Source organism: Streptomyces malachitofuscus (assembly GCF_055571035.1).
Genome location: NZ_JBVIGA010000028.1, coordinates 42893 through 61085, shown reverse-complemented (window position 1 = coordinate 61085; position 18193 = coordinate 42893). Strand labels below are relative to the sequence as shown.

The following is an 18193-nucleotide window of genomic DNA, read 5'->3' as shown; positions in this document are numbered from 1 at the left end:
TGTAGCGATCCACTCACAGAGTGAGACGGGTCGGGCTAGGCTCGCCAGAGGGTCGGATGTGACAACGCATCTGTCACACGGGAGTTGACGATGAGCAACATCTATGGGGAGTGGTTGAAGGCGCAGCGAGAGGCGGCCGGGCTGACGCAACAGGAGCTGGCGACGGCCGCCGTCATGACGCGTTCGCACATCGCACACATCGAAGCGGGCCGGCGCACCCCGTCGAAGGAGGACGCGCGACGCCTCGACAGGGCGCTGAACACGGGCGATGTACTCAGCAGCTTCCTGCCGGACGACGACACCGCTGTCGCGGGCTACTTCGAGGCGGCCCTTCAGCTCGAACAGCAGGCGACGATGATCAGGGAGTTCGCCCTGTCGTTCGTCCCCGGCATCCTCCAGACGGAAAGGTACGCACGGGCGGTTCTGAGCATGCCGTTCCCTCCGGCGAGTGAACAGGAACGTGACAGGCGCCTTGTCACACGCCTGGAACGCGCAAAGATCCTTGCCGACCCAGTGTCACCCGTAGTGTGGGCGCTACTGGACGAGGCGGTGTTGCGACGCCGGATCGGCGGTCCGGACGTCATGGCGGAGCAGATCAACCACCTCATCAGACTCGCCGAGGCCGAACGAGTCCAACTGCACCTTCTACCGTTCACGTTGGGCATGCATCCCCTCATGAGCAACATGCTCACGCTGATGTGGTTCGAGGATCAGCCACCCGTGGCCTACGGCGAAGGCCTGTACATGGGGAAGATCCATGACAGCCCGTCCGTGGTTCAGGAGCTGCAACATCGCTACGATTTCGCACTGGGCAACGCGCTGCCGCTCAAGGAATCATTGGATCTACTCAGGGCAACAGCAAGGGACTACGAACATCATGGCTGACCGAACGATACCGAACGCAGGGGCACTGAAGGGCTGGCGGAAGTCCTCCTACAGCAATGATCAGGGCGGCAGCTGCCTTGAGGTCCTGGACGGCCACCCCACGGGTGTTCCCGTCCGCGACTCCAAGGCCCCTGAGGGACCCGCACTGGTCTTCCCGTCAGTCGGTTGGACGTCGTTCGTCGCAGCGGTCAAGGACAGAAGCTTCTCCGCCTGACCGCTCCCCGCCATGATTTGTCCGGCCCACGCCGCGCTTGCGCGGGCCGGACGTCGTTGGTTCAAGCCGTCATGGAAGATACTGCAACCCGCCCCGACAGCAGGTCGTCCACAAGCCCGTGTTTAAGACGGCGAAGCTTGACAAGCTCAGCACTCTCTTTTCTCAACTGGTGGGTCACGCTGTCGAGAGTCGAGAGCAGATACTCCTGATCCTTTAGATCCGGGAGGGGGATTCGGAGTTCACGCACAGCGCCCGCCGAAATCTTAACCATGCTGTCCGAAGTTCCTTGGGCCATCGAGCGAATCGTTCGTCGCGCCCGATCCGACATCAAGGCGATAGCCAGGAATTGCGAAGAGCATCGGCTCGATGGCCGCATCCTCATCATGAGGTCCGGATATATACACGGCGTCCCCACATCTTGATAGACACCCACGAGACCGACCAACTCGCGCGTATTAGCGCGACTCATCAGAACGTCACCGTCAGACAGGATAGCCGTATGTGAAGATGATACAGACGAAGGGGCATTCTTCAACTGAGCTGGGGAAAACCCCCACGGCGTGAGGCATCCAAGTCCGAGCATCTGCACCCCAGTCCATCGGACACTCTCCACTGGCGAAAACCCGTTCCGAAGAGGCCCGGAAATGGCTTCTGACAATGGGCAGTCCCAATCCATCTGGGCCAGCAAACTCTCCCGCATACCCGATCGTTTAGCACGATGTTTGGCGATCGATTTCTCGATTCCCCTCTCCAGCTCAGCCAGACTATCGATTACCGCCACTATCCGCCGCTGCACCGCCAAGTCGACTGGGTGCGCGACAAGATGTTCAGCAAACTTGTCCTGCGGCAGGTGTGCGATGCTTGTCTGCCCCACCGAATCCGTGAACATCTGCCAGCGCGCTGCATAGTTCATGTAATGCAGCATGTACCGGGGGTCGATCTGGCCGCGAGATCGCAAACGATGCAGGGACTTTTGAAAATAGCAATCTTCACGCTCTCCCTCCCAAATCGCCGTCCGCCCGACCTCACCCCCTTCAGTAACAAGCAGGTCACCTGGAACCAATCGAAATCTTTCGCGCTCAGTCGAACTGAAGCTCATGTAGTTCAGTGCTCCAAAATCGATTTTGTTCCACTGAACGTTCTTGTTGGTCAGATACCGCCGCTGCTCAGGTCCCGCCGATGCATCCTTACTCAGCATTTTGCCAAGCTGCATGTCAAAAAGGTCGCCGACCTTGCCCAAAGTCCACCCAGGGGGCAACTCACGCATACCCCAGCTCCTTCAGGAACCCATCCAGCGCGTCCGCGGCCCGCTCCCGCCCCGCCCGAATCTCCCTCAACGAGACGGCGTACTTCTGCTCCCACGTCTCATAGGAAGCCGCCAGCTCCCGCTGCCACCGCACCACATGCCCGTCCAGCTTCGCCGCCAGGTCGTCCCGCAGCAGGTTGAGCACCACCCGGCGTTCCCCCTCCGTGTCAAGCTCCGCCCGTGCCCGGAACAACCGTGGCGGCTCCTCCCCCAGCGTGGGCGAGTCACCCGGATACGGATACCGGTGGAAGTCCGTCTCAAGGCGTTTGATGTCCGCGCCCGCCTTCGTGCGTGCCTTCTTCACCTTCGCCAGCTCAGTCGTAAGCTGAGCCAACTCCTCGACGCTCAGAGCGACTTTTTCCGAGTCGGCCTCACCGTCGATCGGGTCACCGTCGGCCTCCGATTCCTCCCCGCCCCCGGAGAGCCGCGCGCTCAGTTCCTTGAACCGTGCGTCCGCCTCCGCCTTGCGCGCGTCCGCCTCCGCCAGTTCCTCCAGGAACCGCGGAGCGATCGCGGCGACCACCTTGTGGTCGTACGCCTGACGTCGCTCCGCAGCCGTCCTCGTACGCAGCTTTTTCGTCCGCGCGTCCTGTTCGGGCGAGAGCATCGTGTCGACGTTCTCGACCCACCCGTCGACGACACCTCCGAACCCGTTCTCCGACAACGCGAGCAGGTCGTACTTGGCGTCCCACCACCAGCCCGCGACCGCCCCCGCCAACGCGTACCGGTCCAGCAGCCCGACCCGCCCCAGCCGTTCTCCGAAGGACCTCATCAGCTGCCCCCGCACCGCCATCAGCGCGGCCTTGCGCTCGGAGGACGTGGACGAAGCGAGGGCTTCGGGCGTGGCCGCCACCGACTCCAGCCGTTGCGCGGCCTCCTCCTCCCACCATTTGCCGAACTCCGCCCGCAGCTCCTCCTCCCGGGGCCGGGCCAGCTCGCCCAGATCGGGACGGCCGCCCGCCGCCTCGTCCCGGAAGTCGACGTACGCCGGGTCCGCCGGCTCCCGCTCCACGAACAGGTCGGTCACCCCGATGCCGTACGAGTCGAGCAGCGGCTTCTTCGCCTCGATCTCGGCGCGCGGCATCCCGCCCACCAGGTGCGCCCGCACGTCCTGCGGCTCAGGCGGCGGCGTGTTGTCCACGTAGCGGCGGATGTTGAGGTTGTCGTCATTGGCGGCGAGTTGCTCGCGAGTCACGATCCGCGAGAAGCCGGGTACCTCCTCGTACGCGTGGAACGTGGAGACGATCTTCTCGGCGTGCTCGGGGAGCAGGATGTTCTGCGCGCGCTCCGCGTGGAACTCGCGGTCGGCGTTGATGAACAGCACCTTCCGCTCCCGGTCCTTGTCCTTCCGCTTCGGCGGGCGCAGAACCAGGATGCAGGCCGGGATACCCGTCCCGTAGAAGAGGTTCGGAGCGAGGCCGATGACCGCCTCGATGGCATCCTTCTCCAACAACTCCGTACGGATGGCCTTCTCACCACCCCCGCGGAACAGCACCCCGTGCGGCATGACCGTGATGACCATGCCGCCGCGAGGACCCTCCCGCTTCGCCTCCCACAGCATGTGCTGGAGGAACATCAGGTCGGCCTTGCCGCGCTCGCTCGTCGCCCCGTACTGGGCACGCTCGGCCGGGTGCGCCAGGTCCGCGAGGGAGTAGTCCAGGGAGAACGGCGGATTGCTCAGCACCCCGTCGAAGCGGTCCTCGTCCGAGCGCGGCACGTGCGCCGGCTGGGAGAGCGTGTCCCCGGTGGCCAGGTCGAAGCGACGCACCCCGTGCAGGACCATGTTCATCGTCGACATGATCCAGGAGCCGGAGTTGGCGTCCTGCCCGGCGAAGAACATCGACGACGTGTCGCCGCCGTGCTCCTCCACGTACTCCGCCGCGTGGATGAGCATGCCGCCCGAGCCGACGCACGGGTCGTAGATCCTCATGTTCTCAGTGGGGGCGAGGAGTTCGACCATCATGCGGACCACGGCACGCGGGGTGTAGAACTCGCCGCCCTTACGCCCGGCCGAGTCTGCGAACTCCTTGATCAGGTACTCGTACGCGGCACCGATCAGATCGGGGAACTCGAAGTCCTCCGTACGCAGCCGGATCCGCCCGAAGTGCGCGATGAGGAGCTTCAGGCGCTGGTCGGCGAGCTTGGCCGCGCCCGATGCGGCGCCCGACCCGCCGATGCGGTTGAAGTCCAGGTGGTCGAAGAGACCCTTGAGCTTGCTGTTCTGCCCCTCAAGCGCTTGGAGGGCGGGACGCAGGGTCATCTCGTTGATGTTGTGGGTGGCGGCGGAGACCTTGGCCCAGCGAGCCTCCTCCGGCACATACAGCACATCGCGCTTGCGGTAGGGGCCCGGCTGCTCCAGGTAACCGGGAAGGTCCTCGTCGCTGAGCTTCAGCTCCTCGACGGCGTACTGCCTGAGCCTGTCCCTGGCCGCCTCGAACTCGTCGTTGGCCCGCTTCAGGAAGAGCAGCCCGAAGATGTAGTCCTTGTACTCGGAGGCGTCCATCGTGCCGCGCAGAATGTCAGCGGCGGCCCACAGATGCCGTTCCAGCTGAGCGAGCGTGAGCTTGGCCACGTACGACTCCCTATGACCCGACCTGAGATGACGGAGAGACCTTATGACTCCGCCGGGGCCATCCCGAAATCAACGCGTGATCATGGCCGAGAAGGGTCAGTAGCTGTCGATGTGCAGCGCCTTCTCCACGAACTCGTGCACGTCCGTGTAAGGGTCCTTGTCCCACTCGCCCACATGGGCCGGGTGCTGGCTGTTCATCCGCTCAGCGTTCTTCCGCGCCGTCTTGTAGCGACCCAGGATCTGGTGCGGCAGGACGACCTTGGGAGTCTTGGCGTCCTGGGAACCTCGCTGGAACGGGAGCCGCACGGCCGCCCCGTCACACACCCCGGCGAACGAGCCACTGACCGGCTTGTAGTGGGCGAGCCGCCATACCTCGAAGCACGGATGCGAGAAGGCGACACCGATGCCCGCCTTCTCCGCCTGATCAAGAGCGTCGCGGACGTACGCGTAGTTGTCGTGGTCGAAGAGGCACCAGACCTGCGGCAGGTACTTCTTTTCCAGCCTGGCCCGCTTCGCCTTGCGGTCCTCTTCGCGCTTCAGCCTGATCGCCTGCTCGACAAGGTCGAGCGGCTTGCGTCCACTGTCCGCTCTGCGGTTTGCGATGTGCATCTCCACCGGAACCTCGCCGGCGAGGGGGACGCCCTGGTCCTTGAGGATGTCGAGATACGAGGGCTCGGTCACCTTGCCCTCGGTGAAGATGTACACCTGGCGCTTGCGCTGTCCGCCCCGCCGGGCCGGACGCTCCCACGAGTCCTTGCCCTTCTGCGCCCGCCCCATCAGTCGCGCCCCGCCCCGTCCGCTTGCTCGCCTGTCTCGTCGTACACGCCGGATTCGCGGGCCACCAGCAGCCGCCGCGCGATCTGCCCCTCCAGGAGGGCCGGAACCCCGCCGAAGGCCCCCGCGAGATAGGACTGCGTAAGGTCCTCGTCCTCGCCCGGCTCCGCGTCGGTGAGCGGATACAGCTCGGTCGCCCCGTTCTTGTCCTTCTCCGTCAGCCACACCTGCGCCGGGTCGAGGAGTCGCTCGCCGCTCGGGGTGGTGAGCACCGTCGCGTCGTGCGACGTGAAGACCAGCTGGGCGCCCTTGGGGTTCGCGTACGGGTCGTGGAAGAGCCGGACGACCTCAGCCGCGAAGCGGGAGTGCAAGCTGGCGTCGAGTTCGTCGACGAGGAGGACCGCGCCTTCGTCGAGGGCGAGGAGGAGAGGGCCGAGGAGGGCGAACCAGGACCGGGTGCCGTAGGACTCCTCCTGCCAGTCGAAGGACACCTCACCGGCAGCCGAGTGGTGCGTCAGTTTCACCGTGTCCCGGCCCGGGCTCTCCTTAACGACCGTCGCTCCGGTGATGCCGAGGTCCGCGACCCGCAGCAGCTCCTGGATCCTGGTGGCCCTCGGGCCGGACAGTTCCTTCGTGGTGTAGCGCGCGCGCTCGTCCCGCTCGACCTCCGGGTTGATCATCCAGAAGTTACGGCGGAACCAGTGGAACAGCGGGGAGAGCTGCGGGTGATTGTCCGTGCCGGCCGTGGAGAGCAGCAGTGCGTTCGGCCGCGTACGCCGTACGAGCTGAGCCCGGTCCTTGACGCGTCCGCCGGGCCACTTGAAGACGTCAGGACGGGAGGCGTCACGGTCGAGCCATTCCTGACGGCGGCCGCGCGGGTAGCTGTGCAGCCATTCGGACTCGACGCGGGTGGCTCCGAGCTCGAAGCCGTACGTCCAGCGGACCCCTTGGATGACGACGTCAACTTCGAAGAAGGAGGGTTCACTCTCGCTCTTGGGGTCCAGGGAGAAGACCTGACGCGGGATGCCGTCGTAAGAGGCCCACTGCGCATAGGAGTTGAGCACCGCGTTACGCATGTCCGTCATCGCGGTCAGCACGTTCGACTTGCCTGAGGCGTTGGCTCCGAAGATGCCGATCAGCGGGAAGACGGAGACGGATCCGCCGCCTGCGAGATCCACCGGGTTCGCCGATCCGCGCGGTTCGCCGCCGGGCGTGACGAAGGACAGCTCCTGCTCGTCTCGCATGGACCGTACGTTCGCGACGCGGAACCTCAGCAGCACGCTGTCCTCCTCTCCGGGCTCACGTTAATGGCCGCGTCTGACATCGTCCTGGCCGGGACGCCTGCGATCTCTTGGAACATATCGCTTCCGCAGCCGATCGTGTGATCAACATCGTGTACAAGCCGCTCCCCGGAACGGAAAGGGCAGGCTGAGGGCCGGGCGCCGGTGCTGTGGGCGTGCGCTCCGCGCGTGCGGGAAGGGTGTTCAACGGAGCGCACCGCCGAGCCAAGCGGGTCCGGCCAACCCGTCGCGAGCACGGAACCGCCCCGACACCACTGCCGGGGCGTCCTGGACGACCTCAGCGGACGGATCAACGGGGTGGGCCAGGGCTTCGTACGCCCCGCACACCACCCTCAGGAACCGTCACGCCGGGTACGGCACCGTCTCCCGGGCCGTGCGGAGGGCGCCCGCCCACCAGGAGAGCTGGTCCAGCAGCTTCTTCGCGTAGCCCGCGGACTCGGTGTCCTGGGGGCGGCCGTCCGCCCACGCCACCCGGTTCAGCGGGAAGGCGAGACCGTCGCGGATGGTCACCGCGTGCAGTTCGCTCATGACGTTCTCCAGGTGCAGGACGGCGTGCCGGCCGCCCGCCCCGCCGCCGTAGCTGACGAACGCGACGGGCTTGGCCGCCCACTGGGTGTAGTGCCAGTCGATCGCGGCCTTGAGGGAGGCCGGGTAGCTGTGGTTGTACTCCGGCGTGACCATGATGAAGGCGTCCGCGCCCTCCAGCGCCGCCGTGAGCGGGGCCATCGCGGCGGGGCGCGGGTAGGAGGCGCCAGCCACCGACGGGTAGGCGTCCGGCAGGGCCAGGGGGATGTCGTGCTCGGCCAGGTCGACGACCTCGACGTCGAATCCGCCGTGCTCGCGTGCCTGCTCCGCGACCCACGAGCCCACCACGGGACCGAACCGTCCCTCACGGACGCTGCCGACGACGACCACGAGCTTGTGCGTGTTGATGTCCATGCCGTCCACCCTGGAACCGGCCCGGGACGGCAGCCAGACCGCGCTCAGGCTGGCCCCCGCAGGGCCATGCTGAGCACTCCGCGCGGGCGCGCCGACCGTCCTATCCTCGCGGTCATGGGGACACCACTGGGCGACTTCCTGCGGCTCAAGCGTGACAGCACCCAGCCTGAGCAGCTGGGGCTCCCGGAGCACGGCCGCCGCCGCTCCCCCGGGCTGCGCCGCTCGGACGTGGCGACGCGGGCCGGGGTCAGCGTCGAGTACCTGACCCGGATCGAGCAGGGCCGCGACCGCCACCCCTCGGTGGCCGTGCTGCACGCGCTGTGCGACGCGCTCGCGCTGACCCCGGCGGAGCGTGAGCACGTGCGGTACCTGGCGAAGATCAGCGGTGACGAGTGCACCGGTCACCTCGGACGCGAGCCCGCCCGCCGTGACGTGCGGGCGTCGGTGCGGGAGACGCTGCGGCTGCTGGAGCCGGGCGTCGCGGTGGTCACCAACCGGCTGGGCGACCTCCTCGCCTGGACCCCGGCCTACGAGGCGCTCACGGCCGGCACGGGGCTGCTGGACGGGGACGGGCCGAACCTCACGCGGTACGTGTTCACCGACCCGCGCGCCCGGTCGTTCTTCCCCGACTGGGACGAGGTCGCCGACGAGCAGGTCTTCGACCTGTGGCTGGGTCCGAAGGCGGAGAACGCGGAGTGGCTGGCGGCGGAGCTAGCGCCCGCGGCCGGCCCGGAGTTCACCCGCCGGATGAACCGCCACAAGGTCCCGGAGCGAGGCGTGCTGCGCCTCCGCCACCCCGACGCGAGTGACCTGCGCCTGCGCCGCGAGTTCCTCGAACTCCCGTCGGACTCCCAGCTGCTGCTGGTCCTCCTGCCTGACGACGAGGCGACGTCTCAGGCGCTGGCTCGCCTCGGCGAGCGGAAGGGGCGCGGACGGCTGCGGGCGATCTCGTAGGCGCTCGCGCCTCAGTCCAGCCTCAGTCCAGGTGGGTGGGCGCGAACATGCGCAGGACCGCCGGGAGGACGACGACCGAGGGGCCCGGGGTCGCCAGGGCCTTCGCGAGGTCCTGCTCCAGGGTCTCGGGGGTGGTGCGCAGTCCCGGGACGCCGAAGGACTCGGCCAGGGCCACGTAGTCGGGGCGGGTCAGTTCCGTCGCCGTGGGCTCGCCGAAGGTGTCGGTCATGTACTCGCGCAGGATGCCGTAGCCGCCGTCGTCGACGATCAGCCAGGTGACGTCCAGGTCGTACTGGCGGGCCGTGGCCAGTTCGGCGACGGAGTACAGGGCGCCGCCGTCCCCGGAGACCGCCAGCACCGGGCGGGTGGGGTCGGCGACCGCCGCGCCGAGAGCTGCCGGGAAGCCGTAGCCGAGGCCGCCCGCGCCCTGCGCCGAGTGCAGGTGGTTGGGGCCCATGGCGTCGAAGGCGGACCAGGCCCAGTAGGCCAGGATGGTCATGTCCCAGAACGACGGTGAACTGGTGGGAAGGGCTCGGCGGACCGCCGCGAGCACCTGCTGCTCCAGGGTGAGTTCCTGGGCGGCGATGCGTGCGCGCACCCGGTCCAGCAGGTCCCGCACCCGCTCCGCAGCGGTCGCGTCCTCGCGCGGTTCCACCGTTTCCAGCAGCGCCTGGAGGGCGAGGCGGGCGTCCGCGTGGATGCCGATGCCCGGATGGTTGGACTCCAGCTTGCCGAGGTCGGCCTCGATCTGGACGACACGGCCACGCGGCCGGAACGTGTGGTAGTTGGAGGAGAGTTCTCCCAGGCCCGAGCCGACGACGAGCAGGACGTCCGCGTCCTGAAGGAAGTCGGTGGTGTGGCGGTCCTCCATCCAGGACTGGAGCGACAGCGGGTGCGTCCAGGGAAAGGCGCCCTTGCCGCCGGGTGTGGTGACGACCGGGGCCTGGATCCGCTCGGCGAGCTGCTTCAGCTTGCCGGAGGCGTCCGAGCGGACCACTCCCCCACCCGCGATGATCGCGGGGCGTTCCGCGGTGGCCAGCAGATGGGCGGCGAGGGCGGTCAGCTCGGGACGCGGGGGCAGCTCGTCCGGGGTGGCGTCCATCGCCGTCACCACCGGCAGGGCCGTCTCCGCGAGCAGGACGTCCTGCGGGATCTCCACCCACACCGGTCCGTGCGGGACCGTCAGCGCCGACTTCCAGGCCTCCGCGACCGCCGACGGGATCTGGGACGCGGTACGCACCGTGTGGACGGACTTGACCACGCCCCGGAACGAGGCCGACTGGTCGGGGAGCTCGTGCAGATAGCCGTGGCGGCCGCCGCCGAGCCCGGCCGTCGGGATCTGGCTGCTGATCGCCAGCACGGGAGCGGACGCGGCCGCCGCCTCCTGGAGCGCGGCCAGCGAGGTCAGTGCCCCCGGGCCGGTCGACAGCAGCAGCGGGGCCGCCTCGCCGGTGATCCGGCCGTAGGCGTCCGCCGCGAACCCGGCGTTGTTCTCCACCCGCAGGCCGATGTACCGCAGGTCGGAGCGGCGCAGGGCGTCGAACATGCCGAGGGCGTGCTGGCCGGGCAGGCCGAAGACGGTGGTCGCGCCGAGCCCGGCCAGGGTCTCCACGACGAGGTCTCCGCCGTTGCGGCCGGGGGGCGGGTTCAGCGCGGCCTCCGTCTGGGCCGGCGTCGGGCGGAGCACCAGGTCGTGGTCGTGAGTCACTTCGCGCGGGCCTCTGCAATCTGGCGGGACATGATCGTGGTCAGCTCGTAGGCGGTGTGCGACGCGGCGACCGAGGTGATCTCCGCGTGGTCGTACGCGGGCGCCACCTCGACGACGTCCGCCGAGACCAGGTTGCAGGAGGCCAGGCCCCGCAGGATCTCCAGCAGCTCGCGGGAGGTCATGCCGCCTGCCTCGGGAGTGCCGGTGCCGGGCGCGTGGGCGGGGTCGAGGCAGTCGATGTCGATGGAGATGTACAGCGGGCGGGCGCCTATGCGCTGGCGCAACTGGTCGGCGACCTCGTCGGCGCCCCGGCGGTAGACGTCGGCGGAGGTGACGATGCCGAAGCCCATCTTCTCGTCGTCGGTGAGGTCCTGCTTGCCGTAGAGGGGGCCGCGGGTGCCGACGTGGGAGAGGGCGGAGGTGTCGAGGATGCCCTCCTCCACCGCGCGGCGGAACGGGGTGCCGTGGGTGTACTCGGCGCCGAAGTAGGTGTCCCAGGTGTCCAGGTGGGCGTCGAAGTGGAGCAGGGCGACCGGGCCGTGCTTCTTGGCGACGGAGCGGAGCAGCGGCAGGGCGATGGTGTGGTCGCCGCCGAGGGTCATCAGGCGCGCGCCGGTGCCGAGCAGGTCGTCGGCCGCCGCCTCGACCGTCTCCACGGCCTCATTGATGTTGAACGGGTTCACGGCGATGTCACCGCCGTCCGCGACCTGGGCGAGGGCGAAGGGGGAGGCGTCCTGGGCCGGGTTGTAGGGGCGCAGCAGCCGGGACGCCTCGCGGATGGCGTTGCCGCCGAAGCGGGCGCCCGGCCGGTAGGAGACGCCCGAGTCGAACGGCACGCCCACCACGGCGACGTCGGCGCGGCCGACCTCGTCGAGGCGGGGCAGCCGGGCGAAGGTCGCGGGGCCGGCGTACCGCGGGACGCGGGAGGAGTCGACGGGGCCGCGCGGCGTCTCGTTGCTCATGGGGAACTGCTCTCTTTTCTGCGCTTCGTCGCGTATGTACTGACTGCCCTGATGATGCTACTGGGCGGCGGGGACCTGTTCGGACACGGATTCGGGTGCGGGGGTGCGGCCGGCGAGGCGTTCGCGCCAGGCGGCGAGTACGGCCGCGTCGGTGGGCCGGGTCGCCAGGGAGACGGCGACGTAGGCGGCGAGGGAGGACAGCAGGCCGTAGTAGACGGGCTCGTTGGCGAGGATGCCGTAGCCCGCCATGAGGCCGACGACGGCGAGACCGCCCGCGGCGACGGCGGCGAGGGCGCCCTGCGCGGTGCCGCGCTTCCACAGCAGTCCGCCGAGGATGGGCACGAGGAGCCCGCCGACGAGCAGGTTGTACGCGACGGTCAGCGCCTGGACGACGTCGTTCAGCGCGATGGCGGTGCCGATCACGGCGAGGCCCATGAGGAGGATGAAGGCGCGGTTGCCCCTGACCTCGTCGCGCTGCTCGCCCTCGGGGCGCACGACGCCGCGCAGCCGGGACCAGATGTCGTTGTTGGCGACGGTGGCGCAGGCGATGAGCGCGCCGGAGGAGGTCGACATCACGGCGGCGAGGGCGGCGGCCAGGACGAGGCCGCGCACACCCATGGGCAGTTCGTCCTTGACGATGGTGGCGAAGGCGTCGTCGGGGCTGCCGAGCTCGGGGTAGAGCACCTTGGCGGCCGTGCCGATGACGGCGCCGGCGAGGGCGTAGGCGAGGCAGTAGGTGCCGGCGACGGTGCCGCCCCACCGAGCGGTGCGGTCGCTGCGGGCGGTGAACACGCGCTGCCAGATGTCCTGGCCGATCAGCATGCCGAAGGTGTAGATGAGCACGTACGTGAAGATGGTCTCGCCGCCGATGCCCAGCGGGTCGAAGTACTCGGTGGGCAGCTGCGCCTTCATCTCGCCGAAGCCGCCGGCCTTGACCACGGCGATGGGCAGCAGCAGGAGCAGCACGCCGATCGTCTTCACGACGAACTGCACCATGTCGGTGAGCGTGATGGACCACATGCCGCCGAGCGTGGAGTACGCGACGACGATGGAGCCGCCGAGGATGATCGCCAGGGTGCGGTTGATGTCGAAGAGGACGTCGAAGATCGTGGCGTAGGCGATGGTCGAGGTGACGGCGAGCATCAGGGTGTACGCCCACATGACGACGCCGGAGATGACACCCGCCCGGCCGCCGTAGCGCAGGTCGAGCATCTCGGAGACGGTGTAGACCTTCAGCCGGGCGATGCGGGCGGAGAAGAAGACGCTCAGGGCGAGCAGTCCGAGGCCGATGGTGAAGACCATCCAGGCGCCGGAGAGGCCGTACTGGTAGCCGAGGCCGACGCCGCCGATGGTGGAGGCGCCGCCGAGGACGATGGCGGCCATGGTGCCGGAGTACATCGCGGGGCCGAGGCGGCGGCCGGCCACCAGGAACTCGCTCTTGGACTTGGCGCGGCGCATGCCCCACCAGCCCATGGCCAGCATGCCGGCCAGATAGACGACGATGACCAGATAGTCGACGGCCATGCGGGGCCTCCTTCGCGCACTGTCGGTGGCGTGTCCTGGTCGACCCGACCCTAGGTGGCCGAAAAGCGACTGCGAAGTGTACGTTTCATCCATACTGGCTGCGCACGATGGAGGAAACGTCCACCATGCCAGACCCTACGGTTCCGCCCACGCCCCCGGTGTTCCTGGACGCGCTGCTGGCTCGCGCGGACCTCGGGCTGCGCCGTATCGCGGGGCCCGAGGACCCCGGTGCCGTCGTCCACTGGGTGCACACCTCGGAGATGGCGGACCCCTACCCCTATCTGCTGGGCGGGGAGCTGCTGCTGTCGGCGGGCGTGCACATCCCGGAGGGGGCGGGCGCGGGGTACTTCGACGCGTACGTCTCGCGGATCGTGGCGGCGGGCGGGGCGGCGCTCGGCTTCGGCGTGGCTCCGGTGCACGACACGGTGCCGGGGGCGCTGGTGGAGGCCTGCGAGATGCACGGGCTGCCGCTGCTCGAGGTGCCGCCGCGGACCACGTTCTCGGGGGTGGCGCGGGCGGTCTGGCAGTTGATGGCGCAGGCCCGTCTGGCGGAGCTGCGCCGGGTCACGGAGGCCCAGCAGAGCCTCGCCACGGCGGCGGCCCGGCCGGACCCGGTCCGGCCGGTGCTCCATCAACTGGCCCAGCGCATCGGCGGCTGGGCCGTCCTCCACGCCCCGGACACCACCGAAACCGCCGCCGCGGGCACACCCCCGCCCCCGGCCGCGAGAGAAGCCCTGACCAACCTCTCAGCACTGGTCCGGCCGGCCGTGGCTGCGGGGGATCGCGCCTCCTCCAGTGCCCGAAAGGACCTGGGAGGTACCCCCCGCCCGGCCCCCGCCTCCGCCAGCGACACAGTCGACGGCACCCATCTCGCCGCCTACGCCCTCGCCGCCGGCCACGGCTTCGTCCTCGGCGTGGCAGCGCCCCACCGCGACCCCGGCGACCACGCCATCGCCTCCGTCGCCGCCGTCCTCCTCTCCCTCCTCACCGGAGAACAGCACAGCCGCACCGCCACCGACCGCTCCTCCGCCCTGGTGCGTCTCCTGCTGGGCGCGCGGCCCGAGGACGTCGCACCGCTCCTGGGCGGAACGCGCCACCGCGTGGTGCACGCACAACCCGACACCCCCACCGCCCCCGACGCCCTGGCCGCCTCCGCCCTCGGCACGGCCCTCGGATCGGCCCTGGTGGACCTGTCGCCCGACAGGACCGTCCGCGTACTCGTCCCCGCCGACCGCCCCGTCGACCCGCCCCCCGGCTGGACCCTCGGCGTCAGCGCGGCCGCCGCCCCGCCCGACTGGCCCGCCGCCGACACCCAGGCCGCCCGCGCCCTGGCCCGCGCCCGCGCCACCCGCACCCCGCTGGTCCGGCACCACGACCGCCCCGCCCTCACCGACCTGGTCCCGCCGCAGGACGCGGACGCCCACGCGCGGGCGCTGCTCGCGCCGATAGCGGCGACCCCTGCCCTCACGGACACCCTGCGCACCTGGATCTCGCTGCACGGCAGCTGGGACCGCACGGCGGTGGCGCTCTCCGTGCACCGCAACACCGTGCGGCAGCGCATCGCGCGGTGCGCGGCGCTGCTGGAGATGGACCTGGACGATCCGGACGTACGGATGGAGCTGTGGTTCGCGCTGCGCCGCTCCTGAGGGTCTGAGTATCCGCGCGCAGCCGTCTGAGTACGTGACGCACATCCCAGCGCGCGATACGCCAAAGACGCCCACGGGGCCCTGCTCCACAATGGGGGGCATGCCGATACCCGGGACACCCAGCCGCGCCGAACTCGTCGAACACCTGGTCGCCACCCGCATCGCGGGCGATGTCGCCACGCCGCGCGAGAACAACCTCTCCCACTACCGCAAACTGGCGAACGGCGACCGCCACTACTGGCTCGGCCTGGAGCTCGGTGACCGCTGGACCGACGAGCAGGACGTGCTCGCGGTGATGGCCGAACGGGTCGGCGTCAACGACGATCCCGAATACCGCTACGGGCAGGACACCATCGACCCGGAGCTGACGGTCGCCGGCCTGGAGCGGATGGCGGGACGGCTGCGCAAGGCGGCGGACGGGCAGCAGCGGGTGCTGTTCGCCACCGGCCACCCGGGCGGACTGCTCGACGTGCACCGCGCGACGGCCGCGGCGCTGCGGGCGGCGGGCTGCGAGATCGTCGTCATCCCGGACGGGCTGACGACGGACGAGGGCTATGTGATGCAGTTCGCGGACGTGGCGATGCTGGAGCACGGCGCCACGCTGTGGCACACGCATTCCGGTGAGCCGATGAAGGCCATCCTGACCGCGCTGGAGCGCGGGGGCCGCCCGCTGCCCGACCTGGTCGTCGCCGACCACGGCTGGGCGGGCGCGGCCGGGCAGTACGGCGTCGACTCCGTCGGGTACGCCGACTGCAACGACCCGGCCCTGTTCCTCGCCGAGTCCGAGGGCACGGTCCAGGTGACCGTCCCCCTCGACGACCATGTGACCAGCCCCCGCCACTACGACCCGATGACGGCCTATCTGCTGGCGGAGGCGGGGCTGGGAGCCGGGGAGTCCACGACCGCGTCGAAGTAGGGCCAGCCGTCGACCTCGACGTCCCGGGCGGCCGGCCGCGGGTCCAGGGACGGCGCCGCGGCGTCCAGGAGGCGGCGGGCCGCGCCCGGCTCGTGGAGGTTGAGATCGGCGCGGTCCGGGAGGCGCATCACGGTGCCGGCCTCGAAGTAGCTGTTCGAGACGATGCGGTGCTCGCCCGGGGCGAAGACCAGGGACAGTCTGCGCCCGGTCCCGGCGCGCCACCCCTCGGTGAAGAAGGACAGCGTCAGGCGGCAGTCGTCGTACGCGGGCCGCACCCGCTGCCGGACGGTCCAGTGCAGGACGGTGCCGTCGACGACGAGACGGCGCAGACGCAGGTGTCTCCTCACCGGGGCAGCGTAGGCCGCAGCCGGTGAGGTCACCGGGGTTTTCGCCGCCGGGGCCGGTCAGTCCTCGCGCGGGACGCGGACCACGCCCTCCTGGATGACCGAGACCGCGAGTCGGCCGTCCTGGGTGTAGATGCGGGCCTGGCCGAGGCCCCGGCCGCCGTGGGCCGAGGGGGACTGCTGGTCGTACAGCAGCCACTCGTCGGCGCGGAACGGGCGGTGGAACCACATGGCGTGGTCCAGGGACGCGCCCACGACGTCGCCGACGGCCCAGCCGCCGCGCCCGTGGGCGAGGAGGACGGAGTCGAGCAGCGTCATGTCGGAGACGTAGGTGGCCAGGACGACGTGCAGCAGGGGGTCGTCGGCGAGCTTGCCGTTGGTGCGGAACCACACCTGGGAGTGCGGTGCGCGGGGCTCGCCGAAGCGGCCGTAGGGCGGCTCGTCCACGTAGCGCAGGTCGACGGCGGCGCGTGCCTCGAGGAAGCGGTCCACGACCTCGGGGGAGAGGTGGGCGTAGCCGCGCAGGCGTTCCTCCGAGGTGGGCAGCGCGTCCGGGTCGGGGGACGGCGGCATCGGCTCCTGGTGGTCCAGGCCCTCCTCGTGGGTCTGGAAGGACGCCGAGAGGTGGAAGATCGGCTTGCCGTGCTGGACCGCGACCACCCGCCGGGTGGTGAAGGAGCGGCCGTCGCGGATCCGGTCGACGGTGTAGACGATCGGCGCGCCGGGGTCGCCGGGGCGCAGGAAGTACGCGTGCAGGGAGTGCGCGGGCCGGTCCTCGGGGACGGTCCGCCCCGCGGCGACGAGCGCCTGCGCGGCGACCTGCCCGCCGAAGACGCGGGGGACGACGGCGGGGCGGGAGTGGCCGCGGAAGATGTTCTCCTCGATCTGCTCGAGGTCGAGCAGATCGAGGAGCTCCTGAAGTGCCTGACTCATGGGGTCAGTTGTATACGGCAGGGATGTCCGGGGCCTTACAGACCCATGTCCTTGGCGATGATCGACTTCATGATCTCGCTGGTGCCGCCGTAGATGCGGTTGACCCGGTTGTCCGCGTACAGGCGGGCGATCGGGTACTCGTTCATGTAGCCGTAGCCGCCGTGGAGCTGGAGGCAGCGGTCGATGACGCGGTGGGCGACCTCGGTGCAGAACAGCTTGGCGCTGGCGGCCTCGGCGGGGGTGAGCTCGCCGGCGTCCAGGGCCTCGGTGGCGCGGTCGGCGACGGCCTCGGCGGCGTCCACCTCGGCCTGGCAGGCGGCCAGCTCGAACTTGGTGTTCTGGAAGTGGGCGACCGGCTTGCCGAAGACGGTGCGCTCCTGCACGTACTGCTTGGCGAACCGGACGGCGGCCTTGGCCTGGGCGTAGGCGCCGAAGGCGATGCCCCAGCGCTCGGAGGCCAGGTTGTGGCCGAGGTAGGAGAAGCCCTTGTTCTCCTCGCCGAGGAGGTCCTCGACGGGGACCTTGACGTCGACGAACGCCAGCTCGGCGGTGTCGGAGGTCTTCAGGCCGAGCTTGTCGAGCTTGCGGCCGACGGAGTAGCCCTCGGACTTGGTGTCGACGGCGAACAGGGAGATGCCGTGGCGGCGGTCCTCGGCCGTCGGGGCGGCGGTGCGGGCGCAGACGATCACCTTGTCGGCGTGGACGCCGCCGGTGATGAAGGTCTTGGCGCCGTTGAGGACGTAGTGCGAGCCGTCCTCGCTCAGCTTGGCGGTGGTCTTCATGCCCGCGAGGTCGGAGCCGGTGCCCGGCTCGGTCATCGCGATGGCCCACATCTCCTCGCCGGTGACGAACTTCGGCAGGAAACGCTTCTTCTGCTCGTCGGTGGCGAGCATCTTGAGGTAGGGCAGGGCGAGCAGCACGTGCACGCCGGAGCCGCCGAACTGGACGCCCGCGCGGGCGGTCTCCTCGTAGAGGACGGCCTCGAACTTGTGGGTGTCCATGCCGGCGCCGCCGAACTCCTCGGGCACGCTGATCCCGAAGATGCCCAGCTCACCGAGCTTGTAGTAGAAGTCGCGGGGCGCCTGGCCCGCCGCGAACCACTCGTCGTAGACGGGCACGACCTCGGCCTCGATGAAGGCGCGGATGGTCTCCCGGAACGCCTCGTGATCCTCGTTGAAAACCGTACGGCGCACTGTCCGCCACCTCCAGTACCAG

16 protein-coding genes are annotated in these 18193 nt (G+C 69.6%); 5 read left to right on the top strand and 11 right to left on the bottom strand.

Annotated elements, in window-relative coordinates:
* Window positions 1–90 precede the first annotated feature (90 nt).
* Together ACZ44S_RS32575 and ACZ44S_RS32570 are read left to right on the top strand one after the other, a co-directional pair.
* The gene (locus ACZ44S_RS32575; protein WP_466935565.1) at window positions 91–885 is read left to right on the top strand and encodes a helix-turn-helix domain-containing protein; all 795 of its coding nucleotides are present in this window, start codon (window positions 91–93) and stop codon (window positions 883–885) included.
* Window positions 878–1099, top strand: a complete 222-nt coding sequence (locus tag ACZ44S_RS32570; protein ID WP_466935563.1) for a DUF397 domain-containing protein — start codon at window positions 878–880, stop codon at window positions 1097–1099. Before ACZ44S_RS32575 ends, ACZ44S_RS32570 begins: the two co-directional genes overlap by 8 nt.
* A 61-nt stretch (window positions 1100–1160) precedes the next feature.
* On the opposite strand, the gene ACZ44S_RS32565 is transcribed toward ACZ44S_RS32570, so the two are convergent.
* The 5 genes from ACZ44S_RS32565 to ACZ44S_RS32545 all read right to left on the bottom strand — a co-directional run bounded on the left by ACZ44S_RS32565 (window position 1161) and on the right by ACZ44S_RS32545 (window position 7991).
* Window positions 1161–2366, bottom strand: a complete 1206-nt coding sequence (locus tag ACZ44S_RS32565; protein WP_466935560.1) for a restriction endonuclease subunit S — start codon at window positions 2364–2366, stop codon at window positions 1161–1163.
* The gene (locus ACZ44S_RS32560) at window positions 2359–4977 is read right to left on the bottom strand and encodes a type I restriction-modification system subunit M (protein WP_466935557.1); all 2619 of its coding nucleotides are present in this window, start codon (window positions 4975–4977) and stop codon (window positions 2359–2361) included. Before ACZ44S_RS32560 ends, ACZ44S_RS32565 begins: the two co-directional genes overlap by 8 nt.
* A gap of 96 nt (window positions 4978–5073) precedes the next feature.
* Complete coding sequence (locus ACZ44S_RS32555; protein ID WP_466935556.1) at window positions 5074–5754, bottom strand: RloB family protein; 681 nt, start codon at window positions 5752–5754, stop codon at window positions 5074–5076.
* Entirely contained in the window at window positions 5754–7031 is a 1278-nt protein-coding gene (locus ACZ44S_RS32550) for an AAA family ATPase (RefSeq protein WP_466935554.1), read from the bottom strand. The genes ACZ44S_RS32555 and ACZ44S_RS32550 overlap by 1 nt, the downstream gene beginning before the upstream one ends.
* A 363-nt stretch (window positions 7032–7394) precedes the next feature.
* On the bottom strand, window positions 7395–7991 hold the full coding sequence (locus ACZ44S_RS32545) for an NADPH-dependent FMN reductase (RefSeq protein ID WP_167741829.1): 597 nt from the start codon (window positions 7989–7991) through the stop codon (window positions 7395–7397).
* 114 nt (window positions 7992–8105) lie between these two features.
* On the opposite strand from ACZ44S_RS32545, the gene ACZ44S_RS32540 reads away from it, so the two are divergent.
* Window positions 8106–8945, top strand: a complete 840-nt coding sequence (locus ACZ44S_RS32540) for a helix-turn-helix transcriptional regulator (RefSeq protein WP_466935550.1) — start codon at window positions 8106–8108, stop codon at window positions 8943–8945.
* A 22-nt stretch (window positions 8946–8967) separates the two neighbouring features.
* Here ACZ44S_RS32540 and ACZ44S_RS32535 read toward each other — a convergent pair whose 3' ends face one another.
* From ACZ44S_RS32535 to ACZ44S_RS32525, 3 genes are read right to left on the bottom strand one after another with little or no spacing between them, the layout of a single operon-like run.
* On the bottom strand, window positions 8968–10653 hold the full coding sequence (locus ACZ44S_RS32535; RefSeq protein WP_466935548.1) for a thiamine pyrophosphate-binding protein: 1686 nt from the start codon (window positions 10651–10653) through the stop codon (window positions 8968–8970).
* Window positions 10650–11615: an agmatinase gene (speB, locus tag ACZ44S_RS32530; RefSeq protein ID WP_466935545.1), complete on the bottom strand. Its 966-nt coding sequence runs from the start codon at window positions 11613–11615 to the stop codon at window positions 10650–10652. Before speB ends, ACZ44S_RS32535 begins: the two co-directional genes overlap by 4 nt.
* Window positions 11616–11672: 57 nt before the next feature.
* On the bottom strand, window positions 11673–13139 hold the full coding sequence (locus tag ACZ44S_RS32525) for a sodium:solute symporter family protein (protein ID WP_466935543.1): 1467 nt from the start codon (window positions 13137–13139) through the stop codon (window positions 11673–11675).
* Window positions 13140–13264: 125 nt separating this feature from the next.
* On the opposite strand from ACZ44S_RS32525, the gene ACZ44S_RS32520 reads away from it, so the two are divergent.
* Both ACZ44S_RS32520 and ACZ44S_RS32515 read left to right on the top strand, forming a co-directional pair.
* Window positions 13265–14785, top strand: a complete 1521-nt coding sequence (locus tag ACZ44S_RS32520) for a PucR family transcriptional regulator (RefSeq protein ID WP_466935540.1) — start codon at window positions 13265–13267, stop codon at window positions 14783–14785.
* A gap of 100 nt (window positions 14786–14885) precedes the next feature.
* Window positions 14886–15701: a phosphatase gene (locus ACZ44S_RS32515; RefSeq protein WP_466935538.1), complete on the top strand. Its 816-nt coding sequence runs from the start codon at window positions 14886–14888 to the stop codon at window positions 15699–15701.
* Here the strand turns inward: ACZ44S_RS32515 and ACZ44S_RS32510 are convergent.
* From ACZ44S_RS32510 to ACZ44S_RS32500, 3 genes are read right to left on the bottom strand one after another with little or no spacing between them, the layout of a single operon-like run.
* Window positions 15644–16048 carry a hypothetical protein gene (locus ACZ44S_RS32510; protein ID WP_466935535.1) on the bottom strand — a complete coding sequence of 135 codons (405 nt, stop codon included), beginning with the start codon at window positions 16046–16048 and terminating at the stop codon, window positions 15644–15646. The two genes, ACZ44S_RS32515 and ACZ44S_RS32510, sit on opposite strands and share 58 nt — an antisense overlap.
* A gap of 57 nt (window positions 16049–16105) precedes the next feature.
* Entirely contained in the window at window positions 16106–16978 is an 873-nt protein-coding gene (gene tesB, locus ACZ44S_RS32505; RefSeq protein WP_466935532.1) for an acyl-CoA thioesterase II, read from the bottom strand.
* 35 nt (window positions 16979–17013) lie between these two features.
* Window positions 17014–18171, bottom strand: coding sequence for an acyl-CoA dehydrogenase family protein (locus ACZ44S_RS32500; RefSeq protein WP_466935530.1), 1158 nt, complete (start codon window positions 18169–18171; stop codon window positions 17014–17016).
* Between the last annotated feature and the right edge of the window lie 22 nt (window positions 18172–18193).

What these genes read in the sequence shown, in the direction of transcription:
- ACZ44S_RS32575 (WP_466935565.1), top strand. Translation starts at nt 91, where the DNA reads ATGAGCAACATCTATGGGGAGTGGTTGAAGGCGCAGCGAGAGGCGGCC.
- ACZ44S_RS32570 (WP_466935563.1), top strand. Translation starts at nt 878, where the DNA reads ATGGCTGACCGAACGATACCGAACGCAGGGGCACTGAAGGGCTGGCGG.
- ACZ44S_RS32565 (WP_466935560.1), bottom strand. Translation starts at nt 2,366, where the DNA reads ATGCGTGAGTTGCCCCCTGGGTGGACTTTGGGCAAGGTCGGCGACCTT.
- ACZ44S_RS32555 (WP_466935556.1), bottom strand. Translation starts at nt 5,754, where the DNA reads ATGGGGCGGGCGCAGAAGGGCAAGGACTCGTGGGAGCGTCCGGCCCGG.
- ACZ44S_RS32545 (WP_167741829.1), bottom strand. Translation starts at nt 7,991, where the DNA reads ATGGACATCAACACGCACAAGCTCGTGGTCGTCGTCGGCAGCGTCCGT.
- ACZ44S_RS32540 (WP_466935550.1), top strand. Translation starts at nt 8,106, where the DNA reads ATGGGGACACCACTGGGCGACTTCCTGCGGCTCAAGCGTGACAGCACC.
- speB (WP_466935545.1), bottom strand. Translation starts at nt 11,615, where the DNA reads ATGAGCAACGAGACGCCGCGCGGCCCCGTCGACTCCTCCCGCGTCCCG.
- ACZ44S_RS32525 (WP_466935543.1), bottom strand. Translation starts at nt 13,139, where the DNA reads ATGGCCGTCGACTATCTGGTCATCGTCGTCTATCTGGCCGGCATGCTG.
- ACZ44S_RS32520 (WP_466935540.1), top strand. Translation starts at nt 13,265, where the DNA reads ATGCCAGACCCTACGGTTCCGCCCACGCCCCCGGTGTTCCTGGACGCG.
- ACZ44S_RS32515 (WP_466935538.1), top strand. Translation starts at nt 14,886, where the DNA reads ATGCCGATACCCGGGACACCCAGCCGCGCCGAACTCGTCGAACACCTG.
- tesB (WP_466935532.1), bottom strand. Translation starts at nt 16,978, where the DNA reads ATGAGTCAGGCACTTCAGGAGCTCCTCGATCTGCTCGACCTCGAGCAG.